The following is a 14,373-nucleotide window of genomic DNA, read 5'->3' on the forward strand; positions in this document are numbered from 1 at the left end:
CGTGAGGAGAAACCTCAAGTTCGGCGCAAGGATGATATTCACGCCGACCGCTGGCGTGGTTGCAGGTCTTATAGATAATTTCGTAAAGACTTGCCATAGCGACAAGGTCAAAATTGGACATTTTTTGAGCCCGCCCGAGAGCACCAACGAAGAAAGAGCCGATGCATGCATCTCATCGCTGAAAATCTGGCGGCCCGGCGCGGGGAAGATCTGATTTTCGTTAACGTTTCCTTTCACTTGCAGCCCGGCGAGGCACTGATCCTGACAGGCAAAAACGGATCGGGAAAGTCCACTTTATTGCGCGTGGTGGCCGGTCTTTTGAGGCCTGAAAAAGGCTCCGTTACAGTCAGTGATTCGCCAGCCGGCGAAAGTCGTCCGGCAGCTGAAGCGAGCCACTACCTTGGCCATCGGAATGCAATGAAGACGGAACTTACGGTTGCAGAAAATCTGGATTTCTGGCGGTCCTTCCTGAGTTCTGGCACGAGAACTGGCCTGGGCACCGAAGAGGCCGCGGAAGCCGTCGGCCTGTCCGGCATCACGCACTTGCCCTTCGGCTACCTCTCAGCCGGCCAGCAGCGCCGCTTCGCCTTCGCCAAGCTTCTGGTTTCCCATCGCCCAGTCTGGATCCTGGACGAGCCGACCGCAGCGCTGGATGCGAATGCGGACAGGCTGTTTGCGCAATTGATCGAAGCGCATTTGACGGAAGGCGGGATTGTCGTCGCCGCGACGCATCAGCCTCTTGGACTGGAAAGGGCCAGGGAAATGAGAATGACCGGCTTTGCCGGCGTCGAGCAGGGAGTGTGGGGATGATCGCCCTCTTTCTCCGCGACCTCCAGCTTTCCGTCCGCGCCGGCGGCGGCGCGCTCATCGGCATTCTTTTCTTCCTTACTGTCGTTGCTGTCATTCCCTTCGGTGTCGGCCCGGATCTCGCGCTTCTCTCGCGCATCGGGCCTGCCATCGTCTGGATTGGCGCACTGCTCGCCGCCCTTCTCGGGCTCGATCGCCTGTTCCAGGCGGAGCGAGACGACGGCTCACTCGACCTGATGCTGATGCAGGACACACCCCTGGTTCTGACGGTGCTCGTCAAATGCGCCGCTCACTGGACGGCAACCAGCCTGCCGCTGGTCATTGCCTCGCCGCTGCTCGGGCTCTTCATGAATATGAATGAGACGGCGATCGGCGCCACCATGCTCACCCTCCTCGTCGGCACGCCGGCAATCACCTTTATCGGTGCCGTCGGTGCAGCCGTTGCCGTCGCGCTGCCCCGAGGCGGACTGCTGGTCTCGGTACTCATCCTGCCGCTGACGATCCCGGTACTGATCTTCGGTGTCAGCGCCACCTACGCGGCGGTGGTTGGACCGTCACCCTTTCTGCCGCCGTTTCTGATACTCATTGCCCTGACACTCTTCTTTGCGGTGATAGGCCCGGCTGCCGCCGCACTGGCACTTAGAAACACGGCGGATTGATCCGCGCTTCGATTGCGGCTCCCAGCGGATCAAGGTAAGGAAGCGGATATGAGCGAAACGAGCCTTGCCATCAGCAAATTCAGCGATCTCGCCAACCCGACGCGGTTTCTGGCGCTGGCATCGCGCGTCATTCCATGGCTGGCCGGCATCACGGCCCTCTGTTTCATCATTGGTCTCTATCTGAGTTTCTCGACCGAGGGCGACTACCAGCAGGGCGAAACGGTACGCATCATGTATGTGCACGTTCCCTCCGCCTGGCTTTCCATGATGTGCTATACGATCATGAGCATTTCGGCGATCGGCACGCTGGTCTGGCGCCATCCGCTGGCCGATGTTGCGGCCAAGGCTGCCGCTCCACTCGGCGCCGCCTTCACGCTGCTTGCGCTGGTTACCGGCTCCCTCTGGGGCAAACCCATGTGGGGTACGTGGTGGGTTTGGGATGCGCGGCTCACGTCCGTCTTTATTCTCTTCTTGATGTATCTCGGCCTGATCGCGCTCAACCGCGCCATGGACGAGCCTTCCAAGGCTGCTCGCGTCACTGCCGTCCTCATCCTCGTCGGCTTCGTCAACATTCCAATCATCAAGTTTTCGGTAGACTGGTGGAATACGCTGCATCAATCGGCAAGCGTTCTGCGCCTCGACGGACCGGCAATCGATCCGGAATTCCTGCGCCCGCTGCTGGTCATGGCGATCGCTTTCACCCTGCTCTTCTTCACGCTGCATCTGATGGCAATGAGAAACGAGATCTGGCGACGCCGTATCGCCTCCCAGCGTCGCATGGCCGCGCGTATGGCAAACCGGGAGGAATAGCGGTGGGTTCCTACGCTTTCTACGTCTACGGCTCTTATGGTTTCGCCGCCCTGGTGACACTTGCAGTGACGCTTTGGACCTGGGCTGACGGGCGCGCGCGTCAGAAGGAACTGGCAGCACTCGAAGCCGCCGGCATCCGCCGCCGTTCCGCCCGACCAAAGGACGCCGAATGACCGAAACCCCGCAAGAAAGTAGGCCGCGGAGCGGCGGCTTCAGCCGCTATGCTTTTGCACTGATCCCGCTCGTCGTCTTCGGCGGCATCGCCGCAACGGCTGCTAAAATGCTCTACGACCAGGATTTCCATGGCAAGAACATCGCCGAAATCCCCTCCGCATTGATCGGTACCAAAGCGCCGTCACTGAACCTGCCGCCGCTCGAGGGCTCCAACCTGCCGGCACTGACGGATGAAGCAATCAAGGGCAAGCTCACACTCGTCAACGTCTTTGCATCCTGGTGCATCCCTTGCCGTGACGAGCATCCCCTTCTCAAGCAGCTTGCCGAGGATGGGCGACTGAACATTGTCGCGATCAACTACAAGGATAAGAACGAGAACGCCTTGCGTTTCCTCGGTGAGCTCGGCAATCCCTACCACGCCATCGGGATCGATCCGAACGGCAAGGCCGCGATCGACTGGGGCGTCTACGGCATTCCGGAGAGCTATCTCGTCGCGCCGGACGGCACGATCATTTATAAGCGTGTCGGCCCCTTCGACGATATCAGCCTCAGGGAAGGCCTCTTTCCAGCAATCGAAAAGGCGCTGGGCAAGCCTGTTTCCTAGACGCCGCCCTGCCATATCTTGATCGCCTCGACGGGCCAGATCAGCATAATCACGTTCAGCGTGAGATTGTCGCGGATCACGTAGCCGGTGAAAATCTCGAAGAAGATCGCGATTGCCACCGTCAACGCCACCGGCGCTCTTGAAGCGAAAAAGAAGCCGACGGCCATGAAGATCGTATCCATCGCCGAATTGATGATGCTGTCGCCGTAGTAATCGAGCGAGATCGTCGCGGTTCGGTAGCGATCGATGATCAGAGGCGAATTCTCCAGAAGCTCCCAGCCGGATTCGATGACAACGGCTAGAAACAGGCGCGCCGCAAGCGGCTTGCCGCGAAGCACGAGATGCGCCAGCCCGTAAAACAGGAATCCATGGATGATATGCGACGGCGTGTACCAGTCGGACAGATGCTGGGAATTGCCGCTGGAATTGACCGTGCCTTCCCACAGCTTGACGTAGCCGCAAGTGCAGATCGGCACCCGGCCCATCATATATTCGGCAATGATCTGGAGGATCAGAACCGCGAAACAGGCGGAAAACCAGAATATCTGATGCCGTGACCGGTCGGCGCCGTCGATGACAGTCACTTCTCGCTTTCAGCCTCGGTGGAAATGCTGTGCTTCAGCACCAGCGGCATCTGCGCCATGGTGAAGATGATGGTAATCGGCATCGTGCCCCAGACCTTGAAGGCGATCCAGAAATTGTCAGAGAAATTACGCCAGACGACTTCGTTCAGCACTGCAAGGAACAGAAAGAAGATGCCCCAGCGAATTGTCAGCTTGCGCCAACCTTCTGCATCGAGCTGGAAGGCCGCGTTGAAGACATAACCGAGCAGCGACTTGCCGAAGGCGAGACCGCCAAGCAGGGTAAAGCCGAAAAGCGCATTGACGATTGTCGGCTTCATCTTGATGAAGGTTTCATTCTGCAGCCAGATCGACAGCGAACCGAAGATCAACACGACGATGCCGGAAACGAAGGGCATGATCGGCAGATGGCCGAGCACGACCTTGGAAACCACCAGCGAGAGAATGGTTGCTCCCATGAAAAGCCCGGTCGCCACGAAGAGCGGACCGCCGAGCTCAGCCAACGCCGGAAAACGGGCGACGAGCCATTCCCCACGCAGATTGGCAAAGAAAAAGACCATAAGCGGCCCGAGTTCCAGCGCCAGTTTCAGAAGCGGATGATGCCGGTCTGCGGCGCTCGGAGTAATATCGCTTTCAGTCGTCATGCTCTTTCAAACCTGCTTTTTGCAATGCATGCAAGCCATCAACGGCTAATCTGTGGCATCACTGGCCGATGCCGGCAATAGCCTGCGCAAAATCCTCGGCCTCGAAAGGTTCGAGATCGTCGACCCCTTCCCCGACACCGATGAAATAGACCGGCAGCTTGTGCTTGGCGGAGATCGCCACCAGAATGCCGCCGCGCGCCGTGCCGTCAAGCTTGGTCATGATCAGCCCGCTGACACCGGCGACATTGCGGAAGATCTCGACCTGGTTGAGCGCATTCTGGCCCGTCGTCGCATCCAGTGTCTGGAGAACAGTGTGTGGCGCATCGGGGTCAAGCTTGCCGAGCACGCGCACGATCTTCTCCAGTTCTGCCATCAGCTCCGCCTTGTTCTGCAGGCGCCCAGCCGTATCAATGATCAGAACATCGCATTTCCTGGCCTTTGCCTGCTCGAACGCATCATAGGCAAGGCCCGCCGCATCCGCGCCGAGCTTGGTACCGATGAATTCGGATTTGGTGCGATCGGCCCAGATTTTCAGCTGCTCGATGGCAGCGGCGCGAAATGTATCGCCGGCGGCCAGCATCACCTTGAGGCCAGCACCAGAGAGCTTCGCCGCAAGCTTGCCGATCGTTGTCGTCTTGCCGGTGCCGTTGACGCCGACAACAAGGATGACATGCGGCTTGTGCGACAGATCGAGCTGCAGAGGCTTGGCGACGGGCTTCAGCACCTTGGCGATTTCGGTTGCCATAATGCGGCTCACATCCTCGCCGGTGACGTCCTTGCCATAACGTTCGGAAGCGAGCGTATCGGTGACGCGCATTGCAGTCTCGACGCCGAGGTCGGCCTGGATCAGCAGATCTTCGAGATCCTGCAGCGTGTCGTCATCCAATTTACGCTTGGTGAAGAGTGCTGCAATCTGACCGGTAAGCTGCGAGGAGGTCCGCGCCAGACCATTGCGCAGGCGCTGAAACCACGAAAGCCTCGGCTGCGGAGTGACCAGAGGCTCGGGTTCGGCGAGGGATCCGGTGGCGAAGCCTTTGGGAAGAACAGGGTCCGCGACTTGTTCGTCGGACACGATACCTTCCCCCTCTGGCAAGGATCGGGAACTTGGCTCTACCTCAAGCGAAGCCTCCTGCGCGTCTCGAACAGGAATCTCTTCCGGGAACACCTCCGTGGGCTCGACTCGGCCTTCCTCTACAGGGGCAGCGGCATCCTCAAAACGATCTCCCTCCGTGTGCGGGAGATGATCCAACACGACAGAGGAGGGCGCCGACGCATCGTCATCGGCATTTGCTTCCGCCTCGGCCTCCAGCAGCGACAAAGGTACGACGCCCATGTCACCGAGATCATCGACGGGCGGCAGTAATTCCGGCTCGGCCTCAACGGGCTCCGGCTCCATCGCGCCATCCTGCCCGACATCTGCGGCCGGACCGCCGGCGGTTTCCATTTCTTCGGCAAGAACTGGATCGGCAGCAAGCGGCAGATCTTCGTCACGCGAGCGCGGCTCCAGCTCCCTTTCCACGACCTCCGGCACGGGCTCGTCCGTCGGCTTGCCGAAGGTGAAGACCTTTTTGATGAAACTGAGCGCCATGAGTTGTCCGTGAAGTCAGGCTGCCGCAGCAGCCGTCAATTGCATATCAAGATACTTGCCATCGTGGCCGGTGATCTTCACTTCGACGATATCGCGCGGGCGAAGACCGGGAACCGTGACGAGCGTGAAGTCTTCCGTATGCGCGAGACCGTTGTTTTCCACCAGCAGCCACTGCCGCGTTCCAACCATCTTGTCCAGATGGCGCTGGTGCAGCATCTGTCCAGTGGCGCGCAGCCGGGCGGCGCGGTCCTTGATGAGAGCGCGATCGAGCTGCGGCATGCGCGCGGCAGGTGTGCCGGCTCTCGGGCTATAGGGAAAGACATGCAGATGCGCGATCTCGGCTTCTTCGGCCAGCCGCACGGCATTCTCGAACATATCTTCGGTTTCTGTCGGGAAGCCGGCGATCATGTCCGCGCCAAAGCTGATCTCCGGCCGCAGCCGGCGCACGTCTTCGATGAAACGCAGAGCGTCGGCCCGGAGATGTCGGCGTTTCATGCGCTTGAGGATCATGTCGTCGCCATGCTGCAGGGAAAGATGCAGATGCGGCATGAAGCGCGGCTCGTCTGCGATCAGATCCATGAGATGCCGATCGACCTCGATACTGTCGATGGAAGACAGTCGCAGTCGACGAATATCGGGCACCTGCTTCAGGAGCGTCTTTGCAAGCAGCCCCAGCGTTGGCTCACCCGGAAGATCGGCGCCATAACTCGTGGCATCGACCCCGGTCAGCACGATTTCGCGATAACCGCTGTCGACGAGGTTGCGCGCCTGATCGACCACTGCACCCATTGGCACGGAACGCGAATTGCCGCGACCATAGGGGATGATGCAGAAAGTGCAGCGGTGATCGCATCCATTCTGCACCTGGATGAAGGCCCGGACATGACCGTCTATATGTCTCACCATCTGTGGCGCCGTATGGCGCACGCTCATGATGTCGTTGACGCGCAGCTTCTCTTCGGCTGAAACACCGAAATCCGGAAGCGCACGATAGGAGGCTGCCTTCAGCTTCTCCTCGTTGCCAAGCACGGCATCGACCTCCGCCATTTCGGCAAAGGTCTGCTTTTCGGTCTGGGCGGCACAACCGGTAACGATGATGCGGGCATGTGGATTGTCGCGACGCGCGCGGCGGATCGCCTGACGGGCCTGACGCACGGCCTCGCCGGTCACAGCGCAGGTGTTGACCAGGATGGCATTGTTGAGCCCGGCCGCTTCGGCCTGCGATCTCATGACTTCGGATTCATAGATATTGAGACGACAGCCGAAGGTAATGACCTCGACGCCGCTCACCGCACTTCCGCTCCGGGTACAGCATCGCGTGACCATGAGCCGGTCGTCGGGTCGACCGTGCCGGACCATTCCCATTCGGCAGGACCGGTCATGACGACATGGTCGTCTTCGCGCCAATCAATCGTCAGTGGCTGGCGGATCGGGCTGGACGCGACGTCGATCGTCACCTTGCGACCGGTGCGGCCGGTACGCGCCGCACTGACGGCAGATGCACAGGCGGCCGAACCGCAAGCAAGCGTCAGCCCCGCACCCCGCTCCCAGGTGCGTGTCCGCAGCGCCGAGTCCGAGATGACTTGCGCCAGCGTGATATTGGCCTTTTCCGGAAAGATCGGGTGGTTTTCGAGCAGCGGACCGAACCGTTCGAGATCGAAGCTCATCGGATCGCGATCGACCCAGAAGATCGCATGCGGGTTGCCCATCGACAGGGCCGAGGGCGAATGCAGGACAGGATTATCGATCGGCCCGATCTGCAGTTCGATACGGCTCGTATCGTGGAATTCTTCCGCAAGTGGGATCCGGTTCCAGTCGAAGACCGGCCGCCCCATGTCAACGGATATCGTGCCGTCCTCATGTTCGACGGCATTCAGGATGCCGGCAACCGTCTGGAAGGTGAAAGCCTTCTTACCGGTCTCGGTGGCGAGCGCCTGCACGACACAGCGAGTTCCGTTGCCACAGGCCTGCGCCTTGGATCCGTCGGAATTGAGGATGTCGATATAGGCATCGGTGCCATCCGCCTTCGGATCATGAATCGCCATGATCTGGTCGAACTGCGTCTCGGTATCGGCATTGAGCGCGATGGCAGCCTGTGACGTCACCCTGTCGCTCCGCCCGCGCATGTCGACGACCAGGATCTTGTTGCCAAGCCCGTTCATCTTCGCGAATTCGACCGTGTTGCTCATCTGACTGTTTCCGCTGCGTTTCGGCTGTATATGGCGGAAATGCTCAGGGATTACCAGTGGGTGAGCGCCAGGCGAGCTTCGTCCTTCTTCCTACGCGCAAAGGCGAAGCCCGCGAAATCAGGGCGGATACGGCAAAGCCAACCTATGGAAACCAGACAGAATCTGGATCTAGCGCGCCGCCGGGCCGTCGGAACTGAGGGACGCCGCATGCGCTTCAACAATAGCGGCAGTAATGACCTTTCTGAGCTCATAGACCAACAAGCGAGACCGCTTGCGATCCAGGTCCTGCGCCGCCTTCGCCAGATTCAGGCCTTCCTTCAGAACTATATTATGGGCGCGTGCCAGCGCCCAGCTTTCTATATCTGGGTTTATCATTTGATATCTCCGCCGATTCATTCGACATCAAGGATATTCACGAATCATTTTACAGAATTTACTTAAGTAGAAAGTAGAATCAGAAGCGGAATATTTTGCAACTGGCTTTTAGAGCGAATTCGGGTCTGCGTTAGAAATATTCTACCAGACATCGGTGAATTCCAAGGTGAATATGTTAGTATATATAGATATATACTTCCGTCGTCGCGACCGGTCGCATGGCGTATTGTCCCGCACCACGCCTGCCGTTCGGGTTTGGAAAAGCCCGCCACAGCGCCGCCGGACGCATTCGCCTTGACATTCCGGCAGCTTTCCTGTTTATCGCCCCAAATCCGCGACGAGTAAAAGACTCCGAGCCGCCGACCGGGACATTGGATTCCGGAGGTCAACACCCGACAGCGCGTCGCGCCCTCGGGTGCTTTTTGGCTTTGCGTCTTGTTTTCGTCAAGGAAAAGCACGACGTTCGGGACATCCCAAAACTCCCCGAAACGTATCAAGGAAGAGCCGATGTTTGAGAACCTCCAGGACCGTCTTGGTTCCATCCTGAATGGACTGACAGGCCGTGGCGCGCTTTCGGAAAGTGATGTTTCCGCAGCGCTGCGCGAGGTTCGCCGTGCGCTTCTGGAAGCCGACGTTTCGCTGGAAGTCGTGCGCTCCTTCACCGATCGTGTGCGTGAAAAGGCTGTCGGCGCCGAGATCCTGAAGTCGATCAAACCAGGCCAGATGGTCGTCAAGATCGTCCATGACGAGCTCATCGAGATGCTCGGCGGCGAAGGTGTCGGTGTCGACCTTCATGCAGCCGCCCCGGTCGTCATCATGATGGTCGGCCTGCAGGGCTCCGGTAAGACGACGACCACGGCAAAGATCGCCAATCGCTTGACGACGCGCGAGAAGAAGAAGGTGCTGATGGCATCGCTCGACACGCGCCGTCCGGCAGCGCAAGAGCAGCTTCGCCAGCTCGGCGCTCAGGCAAACATCGACACCCTGCCCGTTATTGCCGGTCAGTCTCCGACCGATATCGCCGCCCGCGCCGTTCAGGCAGCCAGGCTCGGCGGCCATGACGTCGTCATTCTCGACACCGCCGGCCGTACCCATATCGATGAACCCTTGATGGTCGAAATGGCCGATATCAAGAAGAAGTCGAACCCGCACGAAATCCTGCTGGTCGCCGATAGCCTGACCGGCCAGGACGCCGTCAATCTCGCTCGCAGTTTCGATGAGCGTGTCGGCATCACCGGCCTTGTGCTGACCCGCATGGATGGCGATGGCCGCGGCGGTGCGGCCCTTTCCATGCGCGCCGTCACCGGCAAGCCGATCAAGCTGATCGGCGTCGGCGAACGAATGGGCGAGCTGGAGGAATTCCATCCCCGTCGTATCGCCGACCGTATCCTCGGCATGGGCGATATCGTTTCGCTCGTCGAGAAGGCTGCAGAAAACATCGACGCCGAAAAGGCGGCTGCCATGGCCGCCAAGATGGCCAAGGGCAAGTTCGACCTGAACGACCTCGCCGACCAGCTGCGTCAGATGCAGAAGATGGGCGGCATGGGCGGCATCATGGGCCTGATGCCCGGCATGGCCGGCATGAAGGACAAGATGGCCGCTGCCGGCCTGGACGACAAGCTGTTCGGCCGCCAGATCGCCATCATCCAGTCGATGACCAAGGCCGAGCGCGCCAATCCCGACCTGCTCAAGCATTCGCGCAAGAAGCGCATCGCTGCCGGCTCCGGCACGGATGCGGCTGCCATCAACAAGCTTCTGAAAATGCATCGGCAGATGGCCGACATGATGAAGATGATGGGCGGCAAGGGCAAAGGCGGCATGATGAAGCAGATGATGGGCGGCCTTGCCGGCAAGATGGGGCTGGGGGGCCTCGGTGGCATGGGCGGCATGCCCGATCTCTCGAATATCGACCCGAAGCAGCTTGAAGCGCTGCAGAAGCAGGCAGAAGCCGCGGGTCTCGGAAAGCCGGGTGGGGGTATGCCCGGTCTAGGCGGAGGTCTGCCGGGCGGATTGCCCGGTCTGGGCGGCGCGAAGCTGCCGGGCCTCGGTGGTGGTTTCCCGGGCCTGCCCGGATTGCCGAAGAAGAAGTGAAAGGATCGCCTGCCCCATGATTGATCCAGACGTCAAAGCCCAGCTTTCGAGCTACCGCCAGTCGATCGACAATATCGATGCGGCACTCGTTCATATCCTGGCCGAACGCTTCCGCTGCACCAAAGAGGTCGGCGTTCTCAAGGCCAAGTACAAGTTGCCGCCGGCCGATCCGGCGCGCGAGGAATACCAGATCACGCGTCTTCGTCAGCTTGCCGAAGATGCGCATCTGGATCCGGATTTCGCCGAGAAGTTCCTGAACTTCGTCATCAAGGAAGTCATCCGGCATCATGAGCAGATCGCTGCGGACCACGCTGAACAGAGCGCCGCAGCCCGATAACCATGCCGCTCAACGAAGCGGTTCAAGAAAAGCCTAAGGAGTAAAAACATGGCATTGAAAATTCGTCTCGCACGCGGTGGTTCCAAGAAGCGCCCGTACTACCACGTCGTTCTCGCTGACGCCCGCAGCCCGCGCGACGGCCGTTTCCTTGAGAACCTCGGTTCCTGGAACCCGATGCTCGCCAAGGACGACGAAAAGCGCGTTCAGCTGAACGGCGAGCGGATCAAGCACTGGCTCGATCAGGGCGCCCTGCCGACGGACCGCGTCCTGCGCTTCCTCGACGAAGCCGGCATCTCCAAGCGCGAAACCCGCAACAACCCGGAAAAGGCAAAGCCGGGCAAGAAGGCTCAGGAGCGCGCTGCCGAAAAGGCTCAGAAGGTTGCTGACGCCGCTGAAGCTGCTGCTTCCGCCGAATAATCGGTTTCGATCCCATCTGAACGGGCGGCATGGCGACATGCCGCCCGTTTTCGTTTCCATTCCCGCGCACTTCGTTTATGAGAAGCGTGATCTCGGCTTCTTGCCTGCGTTCGAATGAAGGACCCCATGACCAAGCTTGAAAACCCGGTGCTGATGGCGACCATCGGTGGCGCCCAGGGCATTCGCGGCGAGGTGCGTGTAAAAGCCTACACGGCCGACCCGACCGCGCTCGGCGATTATGGCCACCTGCACAGCATGGATGGGCGCATTTTCGAGGTTCTCGAATTGCGCGAGATGAAGAATATGGTCGTCGTCCGCTTCCGCGGCGTCAATGACCGCAACGCCGCTGAGGCGTTGAACGGCCTGGAACTCTACATCGAACGCGACAACCTGTCGGACGAGGAACTGGAGGACGACGAGTTCTTCTATGCCGATCTGGAAGGGCTCGAAGCCTTCGACGATCAGGGCATCAGTTACGGCACCGTGACCGGAGTCTTCGATTTCGGCGCCGGCGATCTTCTGGAACTCAAGGGCCCCGGCAAGCGTCCGGTGCTGATCCCCTTTTCGGAAGCCTCCGTGCTTGAAATCGACCTTGAAGCCGGCAAGCTGCTCATTGATCCGCTTGCCGCCGGCCTCATCGACGATCCCGATGATCTGAAGGGCCTCACTCCCGCCAAGCCGAAGAAAAAGAAGTAGGCGCCATGGCTTTCCGGGCGACCGTTCTGACACTTTACCCGGAAATGTTTCCGGGTCATCTGGGATTTTCGCTCGCAGGCAAGGCGGCAGAGCGCGGACAATGGTCGCTTGATGCCGTGCAGATCCGCGATTTTGCCTCTGACAAGCACCGCACCGTCGACGACACGCCGGCCGGCGGCGGCGCCGGCATGGTGCTGAAGCCCGACGTGCTCGCCCGCGCCATCGACAGCACTTCTGAAAGCGACACCCGTCCGAGACTGCTGATGAGCCCGCGCGGCAAACCGCTGACGCAGGAGCGCGTGCGGCAACTGGCGGCCGGCGATGGCGTTATCATCATCTGCGGCCGTTTCGAGGGCGTCGACCAGCGGGTGATCGACGCGCGCGGGCTCGAGGAAGTCTCGATCGGCGACTACGTACTGTCAGGCGGCGAGCCGGCGGCGCTGATCGTGCTCGACGCGATCGTCCGTATCCTGCCGGGCGTCATGGGTAACGACCTCTCCGGCCTGCATGAAAGTTTCGAAGGCGGGCTGCTGGAACATCCGCACTATACCCGTCCGCAACAATGGGAAGGCCGCGAGATTCCGGCGATCCTGACGTCGGGCAATCACGGCGCGATCGAGAAATGGCGCCACGAACAGGCCGTCTCCCTGACGAAGGAAAGACGCCCCGATCTTCTTGCAGCGCAGAAGTCCGGAAAAGGCGGCTGATTTCATAAATTTGTCGTCCAAGGGATGACAAGCGGAAGTCTTTCGTGTATTGGCGCACGCGGAAATGGGGTTTAACCCTGTCTGCCAGCAAACAAAGAATGGCGAACCCGCTCCCGCCCGCAAGGGCAAACTCCGGAGGCATAGACCGAAGGACAGTGTGAGCGCTCTGGCTGTTTCAGAATAACCAAAGGTTAAGACGATGAACATCATTCAGCAGCTTGAGGCCGAACAGGCCGCCAAGATCGAAGCCAAGCGTACGCTTCCCGAATTCTCCCCGGGCGATACCGTCCGCGTCAACGTGAAGGTCACGGAAGGCAACCGTACCCGTGTTCAGGCCTATGAAGGCGTCTGCATCGCCCGCTCCGGCGGCGGCCTGCAGGAAAACTTCACGGTCCGCAAGATCTCCTACGGCGAAGGCGTCGAGCGCGTATTCCCGGTTTACTCCCCGCTGATCGAAAGCGTCGAAGTCGTTCGCCGCGGTAAGGTCCGTCGCGCCAAGCTCTACTACCTGCGCGACCGTCGCGGTAAGTCGGCTCGTATCGTCGAGAACACCGGCACCCGCGCCCGCAAGCTCAACGATGCCGAGCGTCAGGCCCTTGCCGAGGAAAAGGCACGGATCGAAGCTGAAAAGGTTGCAGCAGCTCAAGCTCTCGCCGCCGAAAAGGCAGCAGCCGAAGCCGCTGAAGCAAAGGCCGCCGCAGAAGCAGCAGCCGCTGCTGAAGGCTCGGCTGAGTAAGCTTCTCGCGAAAGCGAAAATCATTGCATGGGGAAGGCGGTCTTTGGGCCGCCTTTTCTTTTTTGCGCGGGTCGGCGATGCCTGCAGCCTTGCCATGAGCACATCTTCCATGACAATTCTGCCACTCAAATATTGGGGAGCCACATTATGTTCTTTCGCCGCACCGTTCTTGCCGGCCTGACCGCCGTCATGTTTTCGCCGCTCGCAGCCTTCGCCACCAGCCTGCCGGACCTCGGCGGCAAGACGGTTGTCGTGGTGACGGAAAATGCTTATCCGCCGCTGCAGTTCGTCGATCCCAAATCCGGCAAGGCGATTGGCTGGGAATATGACGCGATGAACGAGATCGCCAAGCGGCTGAATTTCAAGGTCGAGTACCAGAACACCAGCTGGGACGCGATGATCCAGGCCGTGTCCGACGGCCAGTACAATATCGGCATGACCGGCATCACCATCAAGGACGACCGCAAGCAGAAGGTCGACTTCTCCGACCCCTACATGCGCTCGCAGCAGTTCATGCTGGTTCGTGGCGACGAAAAGCGCTTCACCGACGCCAAGAGCTTCGGCGCCCTCAGCGATGGCCTGATCGGCGCCCAGCCCGGCACTTCGCCTTTCTATACCGCCGTCTACGAAATCCTCGACGGCAACGAACAGAACCCGCGCATCAAACTCTTCGAAACCTTCGGCGCAACCGTACAGGCCCTGAAGACCGGTGACGTCGATCTGGTCCTCACCGACAGCGTCGCTGCCAAGGGTTATGTCGATTCCTCGAATGGCGGTTTGAAGGTCGTTGGCGAACCGCTCGGCACCGAAGACTTCGGCTTTATCTTCCCGAAGGGCTCCGATCTTGTCGCCCCCGTCAATGCCGCCATCGCCGACCTGAAGGCGGACGGCACCTTTGATGCGCTCAACAAGAAGTGGTTCCTCGACTACAAGATGGGCCAATAGTCCCCGAGCGATC

General features: G+C 60.0%; 18 protein-coding genes. 12 read left to right on the forward strand and 6 right to left on the reverse strand.

Annotation, left to right across the window (positions count from 1 at the left end; genetic code table 11):
• The first annotated feature begins 165 nt into the window (after positions 1–165).
• Genes ccmA through LVY75_31495 form a run of 5 tightly spaced genes read left to right on the forward strand, consistent with a single transcriptional unit; the run spans position 166 to position 3,054 of the window.
• A complete protein-coding gene (gene ccmA / locus LVY75_31475; protein XAZ23270.1) occupies positions 166–810 on the forward strand; it encodes a heme ABC exporter ATP-binding protein CcmA in 645 nt (214 codons plus the stop codon).
• The gene (ccmB, locus tag LVY75_31480; protein ID XAZ23271.1) at positions 807–1,466 is read left to right on the forward strand and encodes a heme exporter protein CcmB; all 660 of its coding nucleotides are present in this window, start codon (positions 807–809) and stop codon (positions 1,464–1,466) included. Before ccmA ends, ccmB begins: the two co-directional genes overlap by 4 nt.
• Before the next feature lie 48 nt (positions 1,467–1,514).
• Positions 1,515–2,276: a heme ABC transporter permease gene (locus LVY75_31485; protein ID XAZ23272.1), complete on the forward strand. Its 762-nt coding sequence runs from the start codon at positions 1,515–1,517 to the stop codon at positions 2,274–2,276.
• Positions 2,277–2,278: 2 nt separating this feature from the next.
• On the forward strand, positions 2,279–2,449 hold the full coding sequence (gene ccmD, locus LVY75_31490) for a heme exporter protein CcmD (protein XAZ23273.1): 171 nt from the start codon (positions 2,279–2,281) through the stop codon (positions 2,447–2,449).
• Complete coding sequence (locus LVY75_31495) at positions 2,446–3,054, forward strand: DsbE family thiol:disulfide interchange protein (protein ID XAZ23274.1); 609 nt, start codon at positions 2,446–2,448, stop codon at positions 3,052–3,054. The genes ccmD and LVY75_31495 overlap by 4 nt, the downstream gene beginning before the upstream one ends.
• Here LVY75_31495 and LVY75_31500 read toward each other — a convergent pair.
• The 6 genes from LVY75_31500 to LVY75_31525 all read right to left on the reverse strand — a co-directional run bounded on the left by LVY75_31500 (position 3,051) and on the right by LVY75_31525 (position 8,452).
• Positions 3,051–3,638 carry a DUF2585 domain-containing protein gene (locus LVY75_31500; GenBank protein XAZ23275.1) on the reverse strand — a complete coding sequence of 196 codons (588 nt, stop codon included), beginning with the start codon at positions 3,636–3,638 and terminating at the stop codon, positions 3,051–3,053. The two genes, LVY75_31495 and LVY75_31500, sit on opposite strands and share 4 nt — an antisense overlap.
• Positions 3,635–4,279 carry a septation protein A gene (locus LVY75_31505; GenBank protein XAZ23276.1) on the reverse strand — a complete coding sequence of 215 codons (645 nt, stop codon included), beginning with the start codon at positions 4,277–4,279 and terminating at the stop codon, positions 3,635–3,637. Before LVY75_31505 ends, LVY75_31500 begins: the two co-directional genes overlap by 4 nt.
• A 58-nt stretch (positions 4,280–4,337) precedes the next feature.
• Positions 4,338–5,867 carry a signal recognition particle-docking protein FtsY gene (ftsY, locus tag LVY75_31510; GenBank protein XAZ23277.1) on the reverse strand — a complete coding sequence of 510 codons (1,530 nt, stop codon included), beginning with the start codon at positions 5,865–5,867 and terminating at the stop codon, positions 4,338–4,340.
• A gap of 15 nt (positions 5,868–5,882) precedes the next feature.
• A complete protein-coding gene (mtaB, locus tag LVY75_31515; protein XAZ23278.1) occupies positions 5,883–7,157 on the reverse strand; it encodes a tRNA (N(6)-L-threonylcarbamoyladenosine(37)-C(2))-methylthiotransferase MtaB in 1,275 nt (424 codons plus the stop codon).
• Positions 7,154–8,056: a diaminopimelate epimerase gene (gene dapF / locus LVY75_31520; GenBank protein XAZ23279.1), complete on the reverse strand. Its 903-nt coding sequence runs from the start codon at positions 8,054–8,056 to the stop codon at positions 7,154–7,156. The genes mtaB and dapF overlap by 4 nt, the downstream gene beginning before the upstream one ends.
• 168 nt (positions 8,057–8,224) lie before the next feature.
• On the reverse strand, positions 8,225–8,452 hold the full coding sequence (locus tag LVY75_31525; protein XAZ23280.1) for a hypothetical protein: 228 nt from the start codon (positions 8,450–8,452) through the stop codon (positions 8,225–8,227).
• A gap of 486 nt (positions 8,453–8,938) precedes the next feature.
• Between LVY75_31525 and ffh the strand changes: the two genes are divergently transcribed.
• The 7 genes from ffh to LVY75_31560 all read left to right on the forward strand — a co-directional run bounded on the left by ffh (position 8,939) and on the right by LVY75_31560 (position 14,360).
• Positions 8,939–10,522 carry a signal recognition particle protein gene (gene ffh, locus LVY75_31530; protein ID XAZ23281.1) on the forward strand — a complete coding sequence of 528 codons (1,584 nt, stop codon included), beginning with the start codon at positions 8,939–8,941 and terminating at the stop codon, positions 10,520–10,522.
• A gap of 16 nt (positions 10,523–10,538) precedes the next feature.
• Positions 10,539–10,859 (forward strand): chorismate mutase, encoded by a 321-nt coding sequence (locus tag LVY75_31535; protein ID XAZ23282.1) that lies wholly within the window; start codon positions 10,539–10,541, stop codon positions 10,857–10,859.
• Positions 10,860–10,907: 48 nt separating this feature from the next.
• Entirely contained in the window at positions 10,908–11,276 is a 369-nt protein-coding gene (gene rpsP / locus LVY75_31540; protein ID XAZ23283.1) for a 30S ribosomal protein S16, read from the forward strand.
• A 126-nt stretch (positions 11,277–11,402) separates the two neighbouring features.
• Positions 11,403–11,972, forward strand: coding sequence for a ribosome maturation factor RimM (rimM, locus tag LVY75_31545; GenBank protein XAZ23284.1), 570 nt, complete (start codon positions 11,403–11,405; stop codon positions 11,970–11,972).
• A gap of 5 nt (positions 11,973–11,977) precedes the next feature.
• Complete coding sequence (trmD, locus tag LVY75_31550; GenBank protein ID XAZ23285.1) at positions 11,978–12,679, forward strand: tRNA (guanosine(37)-N1)-methyltransferase TrmD; 702 nt, start codon at positions 11,978–11,980, stop codon at positions 12,677–12,679.
• Positions 12,680–12,878: 199 nt separating this feature from the next.
• Entirely contained in the window at positions 12,879–13,415 is a 537-nt protein-coding gene (gene rplS / locus LVY75_31555; protein ID XAZ23286.1) for a 50S ribosomal protein L19, read from the forward strand.
• 147 nt (positions 13,416–13,562) lie between these two features.
• On the forward strand, positions 13,563–14,360 hold the full coding sequence (locus LVY75_31560) for a basic amino acid ABC transporter substrate-binding protein (protein XAZ23287.1): 798 nt from the start codon (positions 13,563–13,565) through the stop codon (positions 14,358–14,360).
• Positions 14,361–14,373 lie beyond the last annotated feature (13 nt).

It is taken from the genome of Sinorhizobium sp. B11 (assembly GCA_039725955.1).
Lineage (GTDB): Bacteria > Pseudomonadota > Alphaproteobacteria > Rhizobiales > Rhizobiaceae > Rhizobium.

What these genes read in the sequence shown, in the direction of transcription:
- LVY75_31525 (XAZ23280.1), bottom strand. Translation starts at nt 8,452, where the DNA reads ATGAATCGGCGGAGATATCAAATGATAAACCCAGATATAGAAAGCTGG.
- rpsP (XAZ23283.1), top strand. Translation starts at nt 10,908, where the DNA reads ATGGCATTGAAAATTCGTCTCGCACGCGGTGGTTCCAAGAAGCGCCCG.
- LVY75_31495 (XAZ23274.1), top strand. Translation starts at nt 2,446, where the DNA reads ATGACCGAAACCCCGCAAGAAAGTAGGCCGCGGAGCGGCGGCTTCAGC.
- dapF (XAZ23279.1), bottom strand. Translation starts at nt 8,056, where the DNA reads ATGAGCAACACGGTCGAATTCGCGAAGATGAACGGGCTTGGCAACAAG.
- rplS (XAZ23286.1), top strand. Translation starts at nt 12,879, where the DNA reads ATGAACATCATTCAGCAGCTTGAGGCCGAACAGGCCGCCAAGATCGAA.
- rimM (XAZ23284.1), top strand. Translation starts at nt 11,403, where the DNA reads ATGACCAAGCTTGAAAACCCGGTGCTGATGGCGACCATCGGTGGCGCC.
- ffh (XAZ23281.1), top strand. Translation starts at nt 8,939, where the DNA reads ATGTTTGAGAACCTCCAGGACCGTCTTGGTTCCATCCTGAATGGACTG.
- trmD (XAZ23285.1), top strand. Translation starts at nt 11,978, where the DNA reads ATGGCTTTCCGGGCGACCGTTCTGACACTTTACCCGGAAATGTTTCCG.
- ftsY (XAZ23277.1), bottom strand. Translation starts at nt 5,867, where the DNA reads ATGGCGCTCAGTTTCATCAAAAAGGTCTTCACCTTCGGCAAGCCGACG.
- LVY75_31535 (XAZ23282.1), top strand. Translation starts at nt 10,539, where the DNA reads ATGATTGATCCAGACGTCAAAGCCCAGCTTTCGAGCTACCGCCAGTCG.
- LVY75_31505 (XAZ23276.1), bottom strand. Translation starts at nt 4,279, where the DNA reads ATGACGACTGAAAGCGATATTACTCCGAGCGCCGCAGACCGGCATCAT.
- LVY75_31485 (XAZ23272.1), top strand. Translation starts at nt 1,515, where the DNA reads ATGAGCGAAACGAGCCTTGCCATCAGCAAATTCAGCGATCTCGCCAAC.
- LVY75_31560 (XAZ23287.1), top strand. Translation starts at nt 13,563, where the DNA reads ATGTTCTTTCGCCGCACCGTTCTTGCCGGCCTGACCGCCGTCATGTTT.
- ccmB (XAZ23271.1), top strand. Translation starts at nt 807, where the DNA reads ATGATCGCCCTCTTTCTCCGCGACCTCCAGCTTTCCGTCCGCGCCGGC.
- ccmA (XAZ23270.1), top strand. Translation starts at nt 166, where the DNA reads ATGCATCTCATCGCTGAAAATCTGGCGGCCCGGCGCGGGGAAGATCTG.